At 55.0% G+C, this 18,392-nt stretch carries 28 protein-coding genes; 18 read left to right on the top strand and 10 right to left on the bottom strand.

Features of this window, described 5'->3' with window-relative positions; translation table 11 throughout:
• The 5 genes from AC2GXZ_RS29080 to AC2GXZ_RS29060 all read left to right on the top strand — a co-directional run.
• On the top strand, positions 1 to 207 hold a 207-nt coding region (locus AC2GXZ_RS29080; protein WP_483762750.1), incomplete at its 5' end, for a hypothetical protein.
• A 167-nt stretch (positions 208 to 374) separates the two neighbouring features.
• Positions 375 to 662 (top strand): hypothetical protein, encoded by a 288-nt coding sequence (locus AC2GXZ_RS29075; RefSeq protein WP_483762749.1) that lies wholly within the window; start codon positions 375 to 377, stop codon positions 660 to 662.
• A gap of 59 nt (positions 663 to 721) precedes the next feature.
• A complete protein-coding gene (locus AC2GXZ_RS29070) occupies positions 722 to 976 on the top strand; it encodes a hypothetical protein (protein ID WP_483762748.1) in 255 nt (84 codons plus the stop codon).
• Positions 973 to 1,341, top strand: coding sequence for a helix-turn-helix domain-containing protein (locus AC2GXZ_RS29065; RefSeq protein ID WP_483762747.1), 369 nt, complete (start codon positions 973 to 975; stop codon positions 1,339 to 1,341). Before AC2GXZ_RS29070 ends, AC2GXZ_RS29065 begins: the two co-directional genes overlap by 4 nt.
• Positions 1,342 to 1,536: 195 nt before the next feature.
• Positions 1,537 to 2,169, top strand: a complete 633-nt coding sequence (locus AC2GXZ_RS29060; RefSeq protein ID WP_483762746.1) for a hypothetical protein — start codon at positions 1,537 to 1,539, stop codon at positions 2,167 to 2,169.
• 31 nt (positions 2,170 to 2,200) lie between these two features.
• Here AC2GXZ_RS29060 and AC2GXZ_RS29055 read toward each other — a convergent pair whose 3' ends face one another.
• On the bottom strand, positions 2,201 to 2,452 hold the full coding sequence (locus tag AC2GXZ_RS29055; RefSeq protein ID WP_483762745.1) for a hypothetical protein: 252 nt from the start codon (positions 2,450 to 2,452) through the stop codon (positions 2,201 to 2,203).
• A gap of 131 nt (positions 2,453 to 2,583) precedes the next feature.
• On the opposite strand from AC2GXZ_RS29055, the gene AC2GXZ_RS29050 reads away from it, so the two are divergent.
• The 10 genes from AC2GXZ_RS29050 (at position 2,584) to ligD (ending at position 9,774) form a co-directional block, all read left to right on the top strand.
• The gene (locus tag AC2GXZ_RS29050; RefSeq protein WP_483762744.1) at positions 2,584 to 3,015 is read left to right on the top strand and encodes a LexA family protein; all 432 of its coding nucleotides are present in this window, start codon (positions 2,584 to 2,586) and stop codon (positions 3,013 to 3,015) included.
• Positions 3,012 to 4,283, top strand: coding sequence for a Y-family DNA polymerase (locus AC2GXZ_RS29045; RefSeq protein ID WP_483762743.1), 1,272 nt, complete (start codon positions 3,012 to 3,014; stop codon positions 4,281 to 4,283). Before AC2GXZ_RS29050 ends, AC2GXZ_RS29045 begins: the two co-directional genes overlap by 4 nt.
• Before the next feature lie 4 nt (positions 4,284 to 4,287).
• Positions 4,288 to 5,034, top strand: coding sequence for an ImuA family protein (locus AC2GXZ_RS29040; RefSeq protein ID WP_483762742.1), 747 nt, complete (start codon positions 4,288 to 4,290; stop codon positions 5,032 to 5,034).
• Positions 5,035 to 5,664: 630 nt separating this feature from the next.
• On the top strand, positions 5,665 to 5,844 hold the full coding sequence (locus tag AC2GXZ_RS29035; RefSeq protein ID WP_483762741.1) for a hypothetical protein: 180 nt from the start codon (positions 5,665 to 5,667) through the stop codon (positions 5,842 to 5,844).
• Between the two features lie 97 nt (positions 5,845 to 5,941).
• Positions 5,942 to 6,205 (top strand): hypothetical protein, encoded by a 264-nt coding sequence (locus tag AC2GXZ_RS29030; RefSeq protein WP_483762740.1) that lies wholly within the window; start codon positions 5,942 to 5,944, stop codon positions 6,203 to 6,205.
• A 50-nt stretch (positions 6,206 to 6,255) separates the two neighbouring features.
• Positions 6,256 to 6,459 carry a hypothetical protein gene (locus tag AC2GXZ_RS29025; protein WP_483762739.1) on the top strand — a complete coding sequence of 68 codons (204 nt, stop codon included), beginning with the start codon at positions 6,256 to 6,258 and terminating at the stop codon, positions 6,457 to 6,459.
• 72 nt (positions 6,460 to 6,531) lie between these two features.
• Positions 6,532 to 6,981: a helix-turn-helix domain-containing protein gene (locus AC2GXZ_RS29020; protein ID WP_483762738.1), complete on the top strand. Its 450-nt coding sequence runs from the start codon at positions 6,532 to 6,534 to the stop codon at positions 6,979 to 6,981.
• A complete protein-coding gene (locus tag AC2GXZ_RS29015; protein WP_483762737.1) occupies positions 6,978 to 7,778 on the top strand; it encodes an AcrVA2 family anti-CRISPR protein in 801 nt (266 codons plus the stop codon). The genes AC2GXZ_RS29020 and AC2GXZ_RS29015 overlap by 4 nt, the downstream gene beginning before the upstream one ends.
• Before the next feature lie 440 nt (positions 7,779 to 8,218).
• Positions 8,219 to 8,674 carry a hypothetical protein gene (locus tag AC2GXZ_RS29010; RefSeq protein ID WP_483762736.1) on the top strand — a complete coding sequence of 152 codons (456 nt, stop codon included), beginning with the start codon at positions 8,219 to 8,221 and terminating at the stop codon, positions 8,672 to 8,674.
• Between the two features lie 65 nt (positions 8,675 to 8,739).
• Positions 8,740 to 9,774, top strand: coding sequence for a non-homologous end-joining DNA ligase (gene ligD, locus AC2GXZ_RS29005; protein WP_483762735.1), 1,035 nt, complete (start codon positions 8,740 to 8,742; stop codon positions 9,772 to 9,774).
• 41 nt (positions 9,775 to 9,815) lie between these two features.
• On the opposite strand, the gene AC2GXZ_RS29000 is transcribed toward ligD, so the two are convergent.
• From AC2GXZ_RS29000 to AC2GXZ_RS28980, 5 genes are read right to left on the bottom strand one after another with little or no spacing between them, the layout of a single operon-like run.
• Complete coding sequence (locus AC2GXZ_RS29000; RefSeq protein WP_483762734.1) at positions 9,816 to 10,214, bottom strand: hypothetical protein; 399 nt, start codon at positions 10,212 to 10,214, stop codon at positions 9,816 to 9,818.
• A gap of 8 nt (positions 10,215 to 10,222) precedes the next feature.
• Positions 10,223 to 10,651 (bottom strand): hypothetical protein, encoded by a 429-nt coding sequence (locus tag AC2GXZ_RS28995; RefSeq protein ID WP_483762733.1) that lies wholly within the window; start codon positions 10,649 to 10,651, stop codon positions 10,223 to 10,225.
• A gap of 32 nt (positions 10,652 to 10,683) precedes the next feature.
• The gene (locus tag AC2GXZ_RS28990; protein ID WP_483762732.1) at positions 10,684 to 11,613 is read right to left on the bottom strand and encodes a hypothetical protein; all 930 of its coding nucleotides are present in this window, start codon (positions 11,611 to 11,613) and stop codon (positions 10,684 to 10,686) included.
• A 52-nt stretch (positions 11,614 to 11,665) separates the two neighbouring features.
• Positions 11,666 to 11,896: a hypothetical protein gene (locus AC2GXZ_RS28985; RefSeq protein WP_483762731.1), complete on the bottom strand. Its 231-nt coding sequence runs from the start codon at positions 11,894 to 11,896 to the stop codon at positions 11,666 to 11,668.
• A 2-nt stretch (positions 11,897 to 11,898) separates the two neighbouring features.
• A complete protein-coding gene (locus AC2GXZ_RS28980) occupies positions 11,899 to 12,375 on the bottom strand; it encodes a PH domain-containing protein (protein ID WP_483762730.1) in 477 nt (158 codons plus the stop codon).
• A 159-nt stretch (positions 12,376 to 12,534) separates the two neighbouring features.
• On the opposite strand from AC2GXZ_RS28980, the gene AC2GXZ_RS28975 reads away from it, so the two are divergent.
• On the top strand, positions 12,535 to 12,939 hold the full coding sequence (locus AC2GXZ_RS28975; protein WP_483762729.1) for a helix-turn-helix domain-containing protein: 405 nt from the start codon (positions 12,535 to 12,537) through the stop codon (positions 12,937 to 12,939).
• The gene (locus AC2GXZ_RS28970) at positions 12,939 to 14,240 is read left to right on the top strand and encodes a type II toxin-antitoxin system HipA family toxin (RefSeq protein WP_483762728.1); all 1,302 of its coding nucleotides are present in this window, start codon (positions 12,939 to 12,941) and stop codon (positions 14,238 to 14,240) included. Before AC2GXZ_RS28975 ends, AC2GXZ_RS28970 begins: the two co-directional genes overlap by 1 nt.
• A gap of 141 nt (positions 14,241 to 14,381) precedes the next feature.
• Here the strand turns inward: AC2GXZ_RS28970 and AC2GXZ_RS28965 are convergent, their stop codons facing one another.
• Complete coding sequence (locus AC2GXZ_RS28965) at positions 14,382 to 15,227, bottom strand: cell envelope integrity TolA family protein (protein WP_483762727.1); 846 nt, start codon at positions 15,225 to 15,227, stop codon at positions 14,382 to 14,384.
• A gap of 9 nt (positions 15,228 to 15,236) precedes the next feature.
• Positions 15,237 to 15,611 (bottom strand): thermonuclease family protein, encoded by a 375-nt coding sequence (locus tag AC2GXZ_RS28960; RefSeq protein WP_483762726.1) that lies wholly within the window; start codon positions 15,609 to 15,611, stop codon positions 15,237 to 15,239.
• A 93-nt stretch (positions 15,612 to 15,704) separates the two neighbouring features.
• Between AC2GXZ_RS28960 and AC2GXZ_RS28955 the strand changes: the two genes are divergently transcribed.
• On the top strand, positions 15,705 to 17,021 hold the full coding sequence (locus tag AC2GXZ_RS28955) for a telomere resolvase (protein ID WP_483762725.1): 1,317 nt from the start codon (positions 15,705 to 15,707) through the stop codon (positions 17,019 to 17,021).
• Positions 17,022 to 17,163: 142 nt separating this feature from the next.
• On the opposite strand, the gene AC2GXZ_RS28950 is transcribed toward AC2GXZ_RS28955, so the two are convergent.
• Together AC2GXZ_RS28950 and AC2GXZ_RS28945 are read right to left on the bottom strand one after the other, a co-directional pair.
• The gene (locus tag AC2GXZ_RS28950) at positions 17,164 to 17,847 is read right to left on the bottom strand and encodes an SOS response-associated peptidase (protein WP_483762724.1); all 684 of its coding nucleotides are present in this window, start codon (positions 17,845 to 17,847) and stop codon (positions 17,164 to 17,166) included.
• 204 nt (positions 17,848 to 18,051) lie between these two features.
• Positions 18,052 to 18,378 carry a hypothetical protein gene (locus AC2GXZ_RS28945; protein ID WP_483762723.1) on the bottom strand — a complete coding sequence of 109 codons (327 nt, stop codon included), beginning with the start codon at positions 18,376 to 18,378 and terminating at the stop codon, positions 18,052 to 18,054.
• Between the last annotated feature and the right edge of the window lie 14 nt (positions 18,379 to 18,392).

The following is an 18,392-nucleotide window of genomic DNA, read 5'->3' as shown; positions in this document are numbered from 1 at the left end:
TCGCACAAGTACGACACCCTCCTCGTTCGCATTGAAGGTAGGTGGACCATCGAATTCGGCTCTTACAACCCGCAGGATGTTAAAGACGAGCTGGAGGAGCATTGCGATTGCGGCGAGTGGAAGCGTAAGGATCTAAAAATCATCACGACCGATCACACGCAAAAGGCCATCGACGAGGCCGTTGCAAAACTGAATAGGGATGCGTGACGGTGGCCAGGCCAACAACCCAAAACAAGAAGGCTGCCGAGAATGCCGACAGCTCGACATACGAGGCCAGCAGCGAGTATTCGGCTTCGATGGGGGCTCCTAACCGGGGAAACTACCGGAGAACGCCCCAGGGGCAAGCTACGGTACCGGAGATGGTGACTTCGGGCATGGAAATCCTATCCAGCTACGACACAGGCGGCATAGTCGCCGAGGTATCCGGCCCATTTATCTTTACCTCCGACGACGGCGAGGTTTTTCCGCACTACACCATCACATACGTTTCCCCTGAAAAGTGGGGGAAGCACAGGCCGAAAGACCACAGTTGGATCAATGAATGCGTCGCGGTCAATGGCCGCATCCTAAAGCTGTTCGAGGCCAATGGAGATGAGGTGTTCATCACCAGCGCCGAACCGAAATTCAGGGCCGACAGCAAAGGCCAGCTTTCGTTCCTATGAAGGATGTGACAATGGAAAATATACCGCGTGCAGCGAACCCATCAAAAAGGGAGAAGGGATTGCAGTTTGCATCGACAGCCGACGCACAGACGCTCGATGAGTTCACAATCCCGCATGTGGCTTTTGCCGCTGCCGAACACTATGCCGCTCGACCGGGCGCAACCAAAATCGATCTCATCGCCGACCTAACCCGCGACATCGAGAAGCGCTACTCCCGCGAGCCTGGCAATACAATCGGCCTCACAGCGGCACGCCAGGCGCTAGCTGAGGCGGATGAGCGTGGCCTGCTTGAAGTCCACTACACCCCACGATGACCAGCAATAACACGCCGACCGAAGAGGATGCAAAGATAGGCACGCGGATCCGCATGCTGCGCGAAGCTATGAAAATCAGGCGCGCTGATTTTGCTTCTGCGGCCTCAATTACGGTAGCTCAGGTATCAAGATATGAGCTTGGAAAGAACCGCGTACCAGCTGACCGCATATTCCTCTTCGCGGAAATGTTAAAGGTCAATGCAGCCTACTTTTTCGCAGATTTCAGGAATGTGGAAGAGTTCGACTGCTTGACTACCTTCGTTAGCTCGGACGAAGGCATTGAGCTGAACACGGCCTTCAGGCGGATCATCGATCAGACCCGGAGAACATCGATTGCAGAGTTGATCGACGCTCTCGCCAACTAACTGATCCTGCCTATCCTCGACACCTGTGTAACCCCCCGGATGCGAAGACAAGGTATCGCTGCTCGCATGGTCGTTGAGGCCACAGAGGAGACGCCTTCAGGCGTCACTATTTTCTATTGTTATTGAGTTCGTTAGAGGATCGGATAACGTCGCGTATTGCGGCCAGCAAAACCCTGCCAAACTTTGGAAATCGCAATGATCGACAGCCCAAATGAATGGATCACCGCTTCTGAGCGCGTGATTTCGAAAGCGCTCCCCTGGGGCGTTGTTGTCTTTATCTTGTCAGGATTAGTTGCTCTCGCCTTCCATACAGAGCTAATCGCCAAAGATGCATTTTCTGGGAACGCCTACTTCATCACATGGTTGGCGTTGATCTTATCAGTCGGCCTTCTGCTGATAGGGCTCATCTCCTGGATCACTCAATTGCTTGTGTGGCTCCTGACACTGCCTTTCTCGGGCTTTGCAACCTTTCGCGCCTCTGGTGAGCAGCGACGTGAAGTGCTTGAGAACATCCGACTTATCTCTGCCAAGGACCGACTGCTGCTTTTTGCTCTTTCACGAAACAAAAGCGGCCGGTTCCTTTCCCCCGGAGAGAACGACTCGATGTTGGCTTTGATGCTAGCCGGCCTTGTCGAGTCAGAGAGCCACAGCTTTATCGGTGGGACCTATCAAGGTCAGCATATGAGGGTTAACCCTGTCGTCCTGCACCGAAAGGTAAAACGCGAGCTCGGTGAGCTTATTGATCAGAGTTACCCTGGCGTCACCAAGGACAACGATCGCCTGATTGAGCGAATGAACGCAGTCCATCAAATGAACCCTCGGCGTTGAATCAAGGTGCAGAATGCCTCGTCGTATAGGCTTACCAGCCGCAAGGCCTGCCGATCAGCTCCGCAGGCTCCTTGATGTTCTGCAAGGGAAAACGACGATCGTTGATCTGATTGCTCATCACCCGCACGACAAGAGTATCTTTCGGTCGGTCTATCATCGACTTGATCAGCTTCACGGCTGGCTCGCCGTTCAGGGAAACTGCGTTTCCGTGGGCCTGCCATCTTGAGGTAACCGACGCGTCTCGACCCAAGCGATATTCTACGGTCGGCTTAATACCATTCAAGGTCAGCCTTCGACATCGATGCACGCGACGGATGAAAATTAGGAATGGATAATCTTCGATCTTGATTTTCTCTTCAGTTTATGTTCCCTATTTGTTCCTTTCGCTCGCATATCGTGGAAGGATATCTTGGAATGCTCGCCGCCCTGAAAATCGAGGCAGAAGTCTATGTGCCTCTCATGCTCCATGGGCTGTGCGCTGGCTTTCCGTCACCTGCCGATGACTACATCGAGGAATCTATCGATCTCACGCGGCTGCTGATCCGCAACCCGCCTGCTACCTTCCTGTGGAAGGTCGACGGCAATTCCATGCGGGACGCCGGCATTTTCGACGGCGACCTAATCGCGGTCGATCGTAGCGTCAGGCCCGTCGACGGCGATATCGTCGTCGCGACGGTTCACGGCGAACGCTCGCTGAAGCGCTTGCGCATGAATGGCGACCGGCCGCGGCTGATGTTCGAGAACTCGGACATGCCGTTGTTCGACTTGCCCGAGATTGCCGAAGTTGAGATTTGGGGCGTGGCGCTCTGGAACGTCCATTGGCTGCGTCCGAGGAAACGGACATGACCTCGTTCGCACTGATAGACGGCAATTCGTTTTATTGCTCCTGTGAGCGCGTCTTTGACCCGAAAATTGCCACGCGCCCGGTGATTGTCCTGTCGAACAATGACGGCTGCGCTGTCGCCAGAACGGCGGAAGCCAAGGCGCTCGGCATTGGAATGGGCGAGCCTTATTTCAAAATTCGTGATCTCTGTCGCGATAACGACGTGGCGGTCTATTCCAGCAATTACACACTGTACGGCGACATGTCGGCCCGACTGAATACGATCTATCGGCAATGGTCGCCAGATGTCGAAGTCTATTCGATCGATGAAAGCTTTCTCGATATGACCGATATCCGGCCTGTCGATCGCGCCGTCTTCGGCCGCGATCTGCGATCCCAGGTTCAGCAATGGACCGGGATTCCGACATGTGTTGGCATCGGCCCGACAAAGACCTTGGCGAAGTTCGCCAACCATGTCGCGAAGAAGAATGCGGAGCTTGGTGGCGTCTGTGATTTGACCGATGCGAAGGTCCGGCAAAGCTGGCTTGATCAGATCGAGGTGGGCGAAGTCTGGGGCGTGGGTGCCGCCTCTGAACGCAAGCTGTTTGGCCTCGGTATCGAGACGGCCGGCGACCTGGCCCGCGTTGATGCGCGGCTCGCCCGCAATCTTTTGAGCGTCGTGGGCGAACGCACGGTGTTGGAGCTGCAGGGCATATCATGCCTGCCGCTCGAGGACGTGCCGCCACAGCGGAAAGGCTGCGCCGTGACGCGCTCTTTTGGAACGCCGGTCACGGATCTCGCCGGAATGCTCGAGGCGGTTTCCGCCTACGGCATGAGGGCAGGGGAGAAATTGCGCCGGCACGGCCTTGAAGCCACCCATATGGCCGTCTTCATGCACACGTCGCGGTTCAATCAGAAGGACAAGCCGCACTCGGCGCAAACGACGGTGCATTTCCCCGAAGCATCGAACGACACGTTCGATCTGATCCGCGCCGCCCAAAGCGGTGCGCGCAAGGTCTTCCGGGACGGCCATCGCTATGCGAAGGCCGGCATCATCATGAACGATCTTGTCCCGGCACGATCGCAGCCGCGCCCATTGTTCGACGCGCGCGATCGTGACCAGTCGGACAGGCTCATGGCGGCGCTTGATGCGGTCAACGGCAAGTTCGGGCGCGGCTCGCTTATCCCGGCCTCGGCCGGCATCAAGCGCGACTGGCAGACAAAGTTCGATCGCCGGTCGCCGCGCTACACCACCAATATCAAAGAGCTGCCTATAGCCACGGCACGATGAAACCATGACCAGGAACGTAAACCCCGAAATTCTTGCTGACCTTCAGGAGCGGATCGACCAGATTGCCGGTGGGTCGGCGAAAAAGCGTCCGCATCTGCCGTTCGGCGTGGACGAGATCGACGCTCGCCTACCAGGCGGCGGGCTTGCCTACGGCTGCACCCATGAAATTGCGGGGGGCGGAGCGGACGCCCTGATCGGAGCGGTTTCGTCGCTGTTCGCGGCGGGTGTAGCCGCAAGGACGAAAGGGCCGATTATCTGGTGCCTGCATCGGCCCGATATTTTCGCGCCAGCGCTTCAACAGGTCGGGCTTGATATGGGCCGCGTGATCTTTGTCGAAAGCGACAAAGAGGAGACAGTTTTGGAGAATGCCGAAGAGGCGCTTCGCTATGGCGGTATAGGTGCCGTCATAGCGGAAACGGTGCGCCTGCCCATGGTCGCATCACGCCGGCTTCAGCTGGCAGCGGAACAGACTGGCACGCTCGGTCTGATCATCCGGCGCTGGCGCCGGCAGACAGAAGCAACCGATTACGGCCAGCCGACGGCATCCATCACGCGCTGGCGCGTGTCGTCGATGCCATCCGAACCGCTTCCGGTTCCAGGGCTTGGCCGGCCGCGCTGGCTTATCGAGCTTATACGCTCACGAGCGGGGGAGGCGTTCGATCTGGAGGTCCGGGCCTGCGACAAGGAAGGCCGAATGGCGAGCATTGATCGCCAACAGAATGACTGGCCGGAATGGAGAATTGCGCAATGACGCGGCCACGGCTGAAGGACTACCGCGCTGACAAAATCGATATGGTTTGCAGTCGCTGCGATCGTCACGGCGTCTATGATCGAAAGGCCTTGGTGAAGAAATTCGGGGCGTCGATCGAATTTGTCGAGATCCGCCGTCGCCTTGCGATCGGCTGCGATCGGCGCGGCACGGATCAGTGCGAAGCACGCTTTCCGTGCCTGCTGAAGGTAGGTGTACTAATTGAGCCATGCCGATAGGCGAGATCCGGCCAATTGCTCGCAGCGCCAATGAAAGATTGGATAGCAAAATGCATCCAAACCTTTCCGGCTTGCGCCTTACACCATCCGACCTCAGCGAACTCCATCAAAGGTGTTACGAGACGGCTGAGGACGTGACGTACCTATTCCCACGGTCAAGCCGAAGCGTCTGTGCATCCTTCAGCAGTGCTCAAGCCGCAACTTAACTGTGCCACGAAATACCAAAAACCAAATGCACTCAAGCTCACGGCCATTCCGCTTAGAACGAGGGCGATTTTTGACATTGGCGTTCCGGCATCCTTGCTAACCTTCCGACTACGCCCATCTATTAGCGATGTCAGATTTTCCAAATGCGCCACTCGAAAAAGGCGAAAATAGATATATTATCTGCCAAATGGCAGTTGAAACCCCAATGCAGGACTTGGTGGACGAGGCTGTTTCAAAAGGGTGGACCGATCGCGAGGTGCTGAGTGCTATCATCGAAGTCGCCGACAATCTTATGCTCGCTGCCGACTGCAATATGCGCCTGGATGACGTGCTCACCCAGCTCCGAAAAAAACGGTCGACTGATTAGGAAATTCAGCCCTCACCCGTAAAATCCCCTTTGACGACTAACACAATTGATAGTGGACTTACGTTAGCCTTCGCTGCGAAAAGCAGGAGGCACGAAAATGACAAAGCTTAAAACCGCCGCCGATGTTCCGGCGCTTGTTGATGCGCTAATTGAAGCCAGTCCAGATGTGGTCGCGATGGGCGATGACATGTACTGCGTTATCGACCTCGACAGACCCGAGGCGGAAGAAAAGATAACCGCAATCTTGAATGCTTTCGGCCCTCGTGATCACCTCCTATTGGAGATCGTGGCCTGTTTGAAGGAGCGCGGTCGCTGGTTTCCAATTCAGCGGGCTTTCCCCCTTTCGCCTACCCGTCATTAAAGTGCTAAAATGCCCCATGCTCAGGCATCCCCGGCTGGAAGGGAAACATAATGCCTTCAACACAGGATCTACTCTCCCTCGTCCACCATATTGCCGCCCCCTGCGAACACATCCGGCAAGGATTTCAGGAGATAGCCAACGATCCATCCGAGCGACCCGAGCTGAAGCAGGCTTCACATGACATGGCAGAGGCGATCGAGCGCGTTTTTCAGATTGCCGGCTACATCATGGCAAACACCAAGTCCTCAAAATAGTCACACGTTTCGTCGGGCCGAAAGCGTTGATCCGCTCTCATCCGCTGCTATTGTCGCGCCATGGGAACTTGCATGAACGACAAGCGATTGATGAATGCCGAATGGGCACTGAGCGCGGAAGACGCCGCTCGTGCAGAGATATTCCGCCAGCGAGCGGAAACGGTCGAAATAACGTCCGTGCCCTTCACTATGATTTTGGACCTTGTCGATGATCTGGAGCCCGTTGAGGGCGCGATACAGGTTCAACATATTGAGATCTTGGCCCATCTGGCGGCACTCGCGGCCGACGAACTTGAAAACTCAGGTATCCCCTTCGTGCTCGACGACAATGTAGAGCTTGGAGCAGCGCTTCGTTTGCGGCCTCGTCAGGTCGCCCGCTCGCTTGAACGTCTGGAATCTTTGGGCTTCATCACCATCCAGGGTGATCGCAACTCCCACAGAGCCCGAGCGCCCGACATAGCGAAGTCGAATTGTATCGATCTCCGCATTCTGATTGCCCGATATGAGGAGTTGAGCGCGTGAGGTTGCACCAAGCACTCGAACACCTCAAGGAAGGTCGCTTCCGGGCGATGGAGCCGTGGCAACCCGGCGTTTTGGAGCGCTACGTCAAGCATATCCAAGCTGGTGCGGCGACTTGTGCCGAATTTTCATTCAGCTTTCTCGATCCTGACACGGCCGACGACACATTGCAGACCTTTATCGACTTCTCGAACGAACTTTGGGACGCCTCAATCGCACCCATCCCACATGACGAATTCTGGATCTCTTGGGATCAGAAGCTGAACGCCGACACCGTGCATATGGCGGCGCATTGCGAGCGTGTCGCCGGCAGTGATGGGAAGACCTCCTCATTGTACGTCCGAACGATGTTCGAGACCAAGCAACGGGACGCGGTCGTTTTCGTCAATCAGCACGGCCAGAAGGCGTTTGGCGACCACAAATACGTCCTGGTCAGCGATATGCAGAACGAATCCACGATGGGTTTGACCGATATCGGGTTCGAGGTTGCTGCCGCTCTTATTGGGGCACTCGCCACACCGCAGGCCATCCGGCGAGAAGAACCTGCGCCGGCCAAGCTCAATAAGCGGAGAGCTGCGAAGGGTCGCGCACCCATTGGCTCAATGATCGTCATAGACGTGCGAGCAAGCCAACAGATGAGCGCCGCGCGTAAAAATGCCGGTAGCTACAGCGTCAAGCCGCACTGGCGGCGCGGTCACATCAGACACCTTCCCGATGGCCGGCTGATCCCAATCCCGCCTGCTTGCGTGAATATGGAGAACGGCATACCCGTCAAAAAGGAATACGAGGTCAAGATCTGATCCGCAAAGGCCAAGCCATAGCGACTGGGTCCCCATGGCCTGCGGTAGGGCAATTACGACATGTTGTCGCAGTTGAAAGATAGGCAGGCATGCCCCCTTCAACCCGATTACCGTTGGTTAGCTGATCCGCCTTAGGATGGCACCATGGAGATCACGCGTGTTACCCTCCGATACCAAGTACGAGCCAGCCGAACATGTCGCGGCATGTGGTTTGTAGAAGACGTGTTCACCGGCATACCGATCGTCCTGGGGGGCGGGATCGTCATGGAGTGCATGACGGCCAGCGAGGCTAACGCCTTAGTCGATGCAATGAACCATCAGGACGCTTCAAGGCGTGGGATGCTGCGACCTGGACCTTAGCTTGCAAAAAATCGCTGTCGGCTATTGACGTGCTGGCAAGTTTGCCGGGACCATTAAGTACCAGCAATAAGAGACATTCAATGCCTGATAAAATCGCTACCGAACACGAGCTGCCCACCGACCATGAGCCCCCATACATCCTTTATAGGGCACCCTATAATATTATGGCGGATTACAGGGACGACGATGCCCCGGAAGTAGACAAGTATCCTGACAGAAGATGGCTTCTCGAACACATCGATGCGGAGGCTTATAATAGCTCGCCGAAGATTGCTGAAATGCTTCGTCGGCTGGAAAGCCCACTCCGCCAGCCTGGTGGTGCGATCGAACTTGATCTGATGGGTGGTACATGGCTCTACGGCAAACTTCGCGAGACTCTGATGGACTATTGTGATCGCGGAGCGCACGTTCTTGTCAATCACTTCCAACCCACCGTAGACAGGCTGCTGGCAGACTTCGAACACGGCCTTACCACCGTCTTTCGACCCGACAATAAACGCATTGTGATCCATACATTCACAAACGGACTATCCTGAGCCACGCATTGCATTGAGAGCGTAGCCCGACAGGAAAATTAAGCATTGCGTGATGCAATGCTTAAATGGCCCTAAAACCCTCGAAACCGTTGCGGACGGATCAAGAGAGCTTGCTTCAGAGCAAGCCTCGTAAGCCGCGCGACCCGGCTCAAGCCAAGCTCAAGTTCGATCCGATGCCAAATCGGATCGAACCCTGCCTCGCGAAGCTGGCTCTGCGCCCTCCAGAAGGCCCACAATGGGCGTTTGAGGTCAAATGGGACGGATATCGCCTTGCCGTCCATATTGACGGCACGAACGTCCGCTGCGTCACACGCGGTGGCCATGACTGGAGCGATCGGTTTCCTGCGATCGTAAGCGCAGCGCGAGCGCTCGGCCCGACATCGATCATCCTAGACGGAGAAGCCGTTGTGCTCGATGCCGAGGGACGGTCCGATTTCGGAGCGCTTCAACGCGATCTCGGCGGAAGAGGCGGCAAACGAGGCGCGACCAACGCGATCCTGATAGCCTTCGATCTCCTATATCTCGATGGTCATGATCTCACGGGTCTCGAACTGGTGGATCGACGAGCGCTGCTCGAACCGTTGCTGCCTAAAAGCGATGGGGCGATCCGGCTATCCGAGGAAGTAGAGGCAGATGGCGCAGCGCTTTTTAGGAGCGCCTGCGAACTTGGCCTAGAAGGCATTATTGCCAAGGACCGTGATCGTCCTTACCGCTCTGGCCGGCAAGGCGATTGGCTCAAGATCAAATGCGTCCAGAGCGAAACGTTCGCGATCGTCGGTTACGAGCGATCGTCTGCCCAACCCGGCGCGATCGGAAGCCTTCTGCTCGCCGCGAGATCGAACGACAAGCTGGTGTATGCCGGATCAGTCGGAACTGGTTTCAAAACTGCCACGGCATATGCTCTGAAAAAACAGCTCGACGCGCTCACAACCGCCAAGGCTGTCGTTGCTACAAGCAAGAAAACCGCCGTCCACGTCAAGCCAACGCTTCTAGCAGAGGTGGAATTTCGCGCGTGGACTGATGACGGCAAACTGCGGCACGCTTCTTTCAAGGGCCTGCGAGATGCCGCTGATGGTGCAACAATTTACGAGTTAGATTAATCGAGGCCAGCCAGTTCTCGCACCCTGACCTTCCCGCTGTCTTATAGATCGGGTAGGTCGGCGACGCCGATCAACGCGTCTTCATAAGTTCGAGCAATTTTTGCGAATGTATTGAACGGTAGACCCCGCCGCACGTTCACATCGAACCCTAGAGCCATGCCGGTGTCTATCGCCATAAGTGGGGCAATCGGGGAGCTGTTATTCCAGCTCATTATGAAATGCGGTGAACGAGGCTCGCTCCGCACCTCGCCAATAAATTTGAGCATCTCATCCATCAAGACGATGTGGTAGAACGTCGTATTGCAGGATGGTCTTGGAACTCGTCTTATACAATCAACGGCACCTTGAAGCTTCGCCCTCTGTGCAGGCATCCCGCACTCCATCATGAGATCGAGAAGCGAGTCCGGATCGAAGTTCCCGAGAATTTCGTGGCTACTCATCGTAGTTTTCACCCTGCTCTTTCGAGGGAAGAGAGGTCAAGCATGTCCCAAACCTCCATTACGCGCCCAATGCTGGCAGCAATGACAGGGGTCTGGTTTGACATGAACACTGAGTGCTTAACTATCAAAATGTTTCCCCCATACGTCAGAACAAAGTAGCGCTTTTGGTTATGGAACCTCTGATATTCCTCGAAATCGAGCTGACCTCCCAGCGTGTGTTGTTGAAGGAAGGTCACCACGTTTCCATCCCAAACAACCACAAGGTCGAGATTGCGCCGCTGCGCTCGAAATCGCTGTAGCAATTTGGTGTCGTCATCAGAGAACTTGTCGTCCATCGCAGTGATTTTGAAGTCAAGAGCGTCCATCCACGCCCTCAGTTCATAAATCGTAGCTAGAAAATCAGTTTCTTTGTTCAGCTTTTTTGAAAACCAGCCCATTAGAACTCCGGTGCTTTCGTTACCACTGATCTTTACAGTCGGGGCTTTGTCGCTGGCGCGCTGGTGGGTGATTGCAGCTCCTTCGTGATTGCTGCATCGAGCGCGACACGATGGCCGTAAAGGCGCTTCACGTCGTAAAGTCCGAATGTGACCCAGTCCAGCTTTGCAGGAGAGTCGCCGTTAAAATTGACGGTCATGATCCCGTCGCAGCTCTCGTCGTCGATGACGATGTCGTTGAACTTGTAGTCGAACGCTCCCTTGCCCCTATAGACCCACTCCGCCATTGCCGCGCACGGCTCCTTGGCTTTGAGCGCCTTCACTGGCTTGCCATTCTTGGGCTCGTACCCGGATATGAACGAGTTGCAGTCGCCAGCTCCGTTGCTGCAATTTGCATGCTGCCATCCTGTTTCAGGTAGAAGCTTTCCCCCCGCATAGAAATAGGCGACACTCGTGACGTGACCGGACCCGTCTTTCGTGGTGATGGTTGGCCGGCCGTATTTTTCCTCGACAGTTACGCGCATAGCTTCGGCGCTCGTCATCTCTTCAGTACCGAAGTAAAGCGACCGCTCAACCCCCGCTGCTCTATTTCCATAGATCGGAGAACTGAAATAGACGACCGGCCAATCGCCTGCCTTGCCCTTGCGAAACAAAGGGGGCTGACCGGTATCAGATCCGCGCCGCAGCTCGGATACGAAGTCGATCTTCACCTGTGCGCCGTTTGGGCTGGCAACGTTGCCCTGCATCCGAACATCGGCCACACCCTTGTCGTCAGGGAAGAGCGCCTTGAGCTTTGCCTTGACCTCATCCTGCGTGTCGCCTGGACGAAGGCCGAGGACATCGAAATTGAGCGATTGATCGAAACGATCGTCAGCGGAGGTGTCGTCCACAACAGGAAACTCCTGGGCCGATGCCGCGAACGGAAGGGTTGCCAGGGCAATCGCTGCGATGAAGCTACTTCTCATTTGTCGTCTCCTCTCAATATTTGACCCCAGGAATTATGGGGGTTCTCGACAGTCATTTCGGCTCGTCGCTTTTCTGAATTGATTTCTTGGAACGGTATAGATCGGCCAAATACCAGATAATGACGGCTACGATCGCGAACGGTGCGAAACGCGGGAGAAATAACAAGATTGCCTCGTCTGGAAGGCCGGACTGAAGCTTTTCAGGCAGACCAACTGCCGCGCCGCCGAAGCCGATCCCGAAAATACCGACGAGAACTGAGATCACTTTGATCAAATATTTCATAATTACAGCCTCGTGGGATTTCGTAGTTCCATGACGCGGTTCTGGATTTCGGCAGGCCCATCCAATCCATTCATCCGCAAAAGAGAAGCACCGCGCATATCAACGACCAGGTCACCTGTGTTTAGCAGCCTCTGAAAGATCGATTGCTGGAGATCGATACTCGCAATTTCTTGGAGCGGAATTTTCGACACACGGCGTCGGATGATGCCTGTGGCGAAGACGAGGTAGCCATCAGCAATCGTCAGTGTCGTGTAAATCCATTGTAGATACCCGATTAAGAAACCAAGGGTCATCAAGAACAGGATTATCGACGCACCGATATAATAATACTGCATATAAAAAGCAGCGAGGATTGGGATCAATGCGCTTAGTCGCCCGACGATCACGAAGACAACGGTAAGTATAAGCCAAGGAATGAGCTTAATCGCGAAAAACCACCAATGAAGCCTATGTTCCTCGGGCGCATATTCCGTATCCATATCGTTGTCCATCCGCCCTAAACGTTGTGCCAACCATGTTTCTATTGCTCACATCAGTGTGAAGTCAATCAACGCCAGTTCGAAGGGAATTGGCACAAATATCGATAATGGAATATAAACATTGCATTCCGCACTCATATGCAATATCTATGTTGCATTATGAAAAAAGCCTCCCTTCCCTCTCTCAACGCTGTCAACGGCCTGAAAAAACTAGGTGCCGACATCAGCGCGGCCCGTAAACGCCGTAAGGTCACGCAGCAGCGCCTAGCAGATGGCGCTGGTGTGACCCTGCCGACGATCCGTCGCCTCGAAAAAGGCGATCCGGGCGTTTCGCTCGCAACGTTGGCGATGGTTCTAGTTGTTCTCGGCGAGGGGAAACGCTTGGCCAACCTTCTTGATGTCGGCGGCGACGATGTGGGGCTGATGCTCGAAAATCAACAGCTTCCGAAACGCGTGCGGGCATCCCGACGAAAGCGGCCAACGAACGCCGCCCCCACAGCGGGAACTGAACCGGCAACGCCTACCGTACCGCCTAACAAGGACGACTTTGGAGAGGCTTTTTAATGGCTAAAGCATTACAGGTATGCATCGGCAACACCGGTTTGGTGATAGGCACCCTTCGGTTTGAGGCTCAAGGAAATCGCGAGTTCAGCAGCTTCGAATACGCCGAATCCTGGCTTGAAAGCTCGCGCCGTTTCGCCATTGCGCCTTCGATGCCATTGGGCGGTGGACCCTTTTACTACAAAAAGGATGGTGATTTTGTATCGCCGCTGCCGATGCCGCTTGCGGACACAACTCCGGACTCATGGGGACGCAACATCATTCGTCGTCATGCACGAGAAAATCGCGCAGACACCGCGCCTCTGAACGAGCTGGATTTCCTCCTGTCAGTGGACGACTTCAGCAGAATGGGCGCGCTCCGCATCCGAGAAGAAGGCGACGATCGCCCATTCCTCGCTGGTAAACCTGACGGAAGACACGAAGTACCTCCCCTCCTGCAACTGAACCAACTTGGTCAGTCCATCGCCAGCGTCGAGCGCGAGGATCCCGACATGGCGGCAGCGCTACGGAACCTTGTGCAACCGGGCGTGTCCCTTGGCGGTGCTCGTCCGAAATGCTCCGTGATCGATAGTGACGGCACACTCCTGATCGCAAAGTTTACTTCGACCCGCGATACTGAAAGTGTAGAACGCGCGGAAGTCCTCACTCTCAATTTGGCGCAACAGTGTGGCCTTAACGCTCCTTCAGCACGCCTCGACCAAAGCAATGGCCTGCCTGTCGCCCTGATCCGGCGCTTTGATCGGACAGCAGCAGGGCGAGTGCCATATATCTCCGCGCAAACCATGCTTGAGGAGGCCGATGCCACATCGGGAACGTACACCCAACTTGCCGAAGCTATTCGCGCTCACTCTGACAACCCGAAGCGGGATATGTTGGAGCTGTTTAATCGGGTAGGCTTTACTATTCTTGTCTCCAATGTCGACGACCATTTAAAAAACCACGGGTTCTTATACGCGGGCAACGACCAATGGCGCCTGTCGCATATCTTCGATGTCAACCCTGCGCCTGAGCGGCATAGAGAGTTAAAGACGGCGATCTCGGAAATATCGGGCAGCGCGGCAAGCTTGGAAGCACTAATCGAGCACGCGCCGTTCTTTGACCTCACTGAAGACCAGGCTGCTGGAAACATCCATGGTATGGCAACAACCATCAGCACGAAATGGGAACCGCTGGCCGAGCGCCTGGGGATGACTAGAGACGACATTAAGACCTACCGGCCTGCTTTTGAACACGGCGAGATGACGAAGGCCCTTCAGCTCGACCCCTCGGGACCAATTCCGCCAACAGGCGGATTTGAGCCATAAGTAAAATCGAAGCCGTTCCGGCTGAGGTTTACCACAGGCTCCGTCCTTCTCTTCGGCGCAATTTGGATAAGCGCGTTCAGGCCTGCGCCTGCTCCGCCCGGTTCTTTCCGAACCGGGCTTCGACCCTATGGGCTGGAAAACCTAGATCCCGCAATGCTTCTTGAGCTGTGCCAAGGCACCTTGTGCCCCGGCCAGATCAAATGAAACAGAAAGACCGCGCGGGCCTGAAAATTCCAGGCTTCCGGTAGATTGAACCAACTCCGCGATAGCGGATCTGGCTTCATCACCGTCAAACCCAAGATACTCTCGCATAACCTTCATCGTGTGCGTCTCTCGATGCCTCCCAAACGAGACCAGGACAGGTTCCGGCTGCTTCCACACCATGCCTTTCCCGAAATCGACACCGAGCGCGAACGTTCCTTCCATGTCGCCGGCACCGCAGAACGCCAGGGCGAGGACAGGATTTCCGTCAGCCATCGGCTTGTATAGCGTTAGAGAATTGATCGCGTTGCCATCTGTCTTGTAGGCAGGCGAGAAATTGGCCGTGGTCGTCATGCCGGCCGTTGAGACACCGCCGCTGAAGGCACTCGCGGTTCCGGCCGTTGCGAAAGGGAGAACAACCGTTTTCCACTGATCGTAGCTTGACGAGTATGCAGCTAAATCGAATGGCGCTGCGCGGAGCACCGCAACGATCGCGCTCTTGGCATAAGCAGTGAAAGCGGGATCGTCGCTTGGATTGTCAACCTCTGGAACTCCGTTCAAGGTTCCGTCGCGGTTCAGCTTGATGCGAATCCGCGGCGCTACAGCTGGTGCATTTTCGGGCTGGACCCACATCTGAGCGACACGGCCGGAGATTAGCGCTCCCGCTTCTCGCACGCTATGACCAGCCGTCGAACTTTGTGCCGCAGCACTCCTGCCAGCCATAGACGATGTCGACAAAAGTACTGCCAGAAACCCGGCCAGCAAGGCTCCATATTTAAAGTTCATTCTTTCACCTTACTCATTACACCAAGGCTCCCGCCGACCAGTCCAGGTGCGAGCCACCCGCTCCTTTACGAGCCGATCACCGATATCGCCATGAGCGTTCTCGACCGTAGCCAGCAACCGCCCGTAACGATCATTCTTTTCAGCATGAATCCGAACTTCCCCCTCTTGCAATAGCTGTGCGAGCCGGCGTTTCGCCTTGAGAGCAAGATCTGCCTCGTAGGCGCATCGCGCCTCCATCTCAGCTGTGTCGATATTTGAGATCCTGACTTTTTCGTAACCGCTTTCTGTAGCAATTCTGAACGTGTCGCCGTCCCAAACTTGAGCTTCTGCGGGCTGACAAACATTCATGCAAAGCAGGATTTTCACAATTATATGGCCGCTCAAAAAAGCATCCTAACATATATTTAATCGCAATATATGCTATTGCGCACACCATATGGATTATATATGTATTTAGCACATTCATGGAGCGGATCAATGGTCGAAACGAAGGCAAAAACTAAGGTTCCAGTGCTGACAGATCGTATTGCTGATTTCGTTGGTCTCGTTGCAGCCACAGTCGATACCAAAGGCGAATTTGACGGCAAAAAGATCAGCGCGCTCTGGGACGCGGAGGTGCGTTATCACTTCGACAACGGCCGCACTGAAAAGACGATCGAGCTTTACATCAACAAGTATCGCAAGTCTTTGAAGGACGCCTTTGGGGACCAAAGCACGCCTGTTGCTATCTGCAATATGCGTAAACTGCGCGACCGTTTGAGAAGCTATATTGCCGCTGCTGACCTACCACAGTCAGGCGTGGCAGCATCGATCGAGGAGCGCATCGAGCGAGCGGAAGACAACGTTGTGGGTCGCAAGCCGACTCTCTTGTTGCAGATCTCGTCATTCATCGAGGCGCTGAACGATGTCAGCGACAAAGCCGGAATGCAGGCTTTGTGGCAGAGCGAGCTGAAAGTGCATGAGGGCAAAGCCCTGACCACTATCATCTCGTATGTGACCAAGTACCGGAACGCAATTCGCGAGGCTTTCGGGGAAGATCATCCGATGATGAGGATCGCTTCAGGTGATCCGGCGATGTATGACGAAGCTAGAAAACGCAAGATGGCTACCATCGCCGTTAAGCATGGCTCTCTCATCACTTTCGAAAATTACAAAGAGGTCGTGCGGATCTGCACCGACTTATTGAAATCGGAACAGCCAATGGAGATTGCCATAGGCTTGATCGGCATCACTGGCCGGCGACCGTTCGAAGTCTTTACTCGCGCCGAGTTTTCACCCGCTCCCTATGCGAAAGGTGTTTCCAAATGGAGCGTGCTTTTCAAGGGCCAGGCGAAGACAAAGGAACGCGAGGGGACCAAGTATGGGATGACCTATGAAATCCCGACGCTTGCGCCTGCAACTGTTGTCCTCGATGCCTATCAGCGGCTCCGCGCCAGCGGGCAGGGAAAACTATGGCTACAGATGCAGCTCAACGACTTCAGCGATGATGCTCGCCTTCCTCTGCGAGAAGCGGTCATCAATCTATTTGGAAAGCTGTGGCCGAAGGAAGACGACCCCAAGCCCTACGGGCTTAGACACCTTTATGCAGAGGTTGCTTACCACAATTTCGCTCCGAAGACGGTATCCAAAAACAGCTACTTCGCAGCAATCCTGGGCCACAATAACAACGACCTGGAAACGTCGTTGTCCTACATGACGTACACTCTGCCTGAAGAAGTCGGTGCGTCGCTGGTACGCGCTGAGCGCGTGGCCGACCGCACCACCAACAGACTTCAGAGCTTGCAGTCGAGCTAGCGCGGCAGCTTTCCCATTCGTTGTCGCCTTTTATTCCGCATTCACAGCGCAGCTTGGGAAGCAGGCTTGTAATGAAGGTCTCTTTTCCATGTTTTTCGACATATCCCAACGATCGACGCGCGCCAGCTGATCGCGGCCGGCGCTATAGGGTATCTAAAAGAGGTTTCTTGGTGTCTGTCCCTGAATAGCGTGAATTATTGACCTGTCGGCCGACGCGAAAAAACTCTAGCTCGCTATCAATCTCTTTTTCAATCAGTGCAGCTTTCGCATCAGCTCCTGAAGTTTCCGGTGCCAACCAGGCGTCATAAGCATCCTCGTCCAGAATTATCGGCATCCGGTCATGGATATGCTTGATGTGCGGCACAGCCGGTGCCGTAACGATTGAACAGCTCGTAATTCCGAGCTTATCATTATGAGCCCACAAACCGGCAAAAGAAAATCCCTTTCCCTCGGGGAGCTGAAGCAACCAAGGGTCCTTTCGGCCATCCTCATCATTCACGGTCCATTCGAAATACCCATCTGCAGGGATAAGACAGCGCCGGCACTTGAAAGCATCGCGATATGCCGGCGTCACCCCTATAGTCTCGATTCTGGCATTGAATAGGGTCGCCTTTGGGATCTCCTTCGCCCAATGAGGGACAAGCCACCATCTGCCCCGATCTAGCTCACGGTTCCCTGCCCGGTCCAAGTGGATAAAGAAAACGTCTTGGGTCGGAGCGATGTTGTATCGAGGCTCAAAATTCGAGGAAGGAGGCTTCCGATCATGAATGCTGTAGAGCGCATGGATCTCAGCCCAGGTCATTTCAAAGGTGAAACGTCCGCACATAAATCGGTCCTCTCCGACGCACTATCTCAAAAGCGAAACCCGCCGCTCGTGGGGTTCAAGCAGGCGGGCTTCTAGCCGCCCTCAAGGCGGATATCATGACTGAAGACACTTGAGGTTCAACCCCTTGCATCCGGCTGTCTAACGAGAGATCGACGCAAAATAGCCCGCATGAAGCGGGCTACCAAAATTTCGAACCGGACAGATTCAGCCTTTGTATAAGCCGTTCAAGCCTACCAGCTTGCCCGTCCCATCGGGAGCGCCAGGTGCGCCAAGGCTAAATGCGACTTTCGGATCGAGAGCGCCAGAAGCCGCCATGAGATGGGCAGTGGTCACAGGGTTCGTCGGGTCCAAGATTGAGCCTTTGAAACTGGACGTAGCCATTCGCTCCGCGACGACGGCCTTGAAACCATCCTCGCGCTTCTTCCAGGCATCGAAACGCTTGCCTGCGCCCGGATTTTTCTTCTCAAGATTTGCTCGCATCTCGGCGGGCGTCATCTTGAAGCCTTCAGCAAAATCAGAAAAGAAACCCATGGCAACCTCCTAGA

The organism is Aliirhizobium sp. YIM B11859 (assembly GCF_057163345.1).
This window is presented reverse-complemented; position numbering and strand designations above follow the sequence as displayed.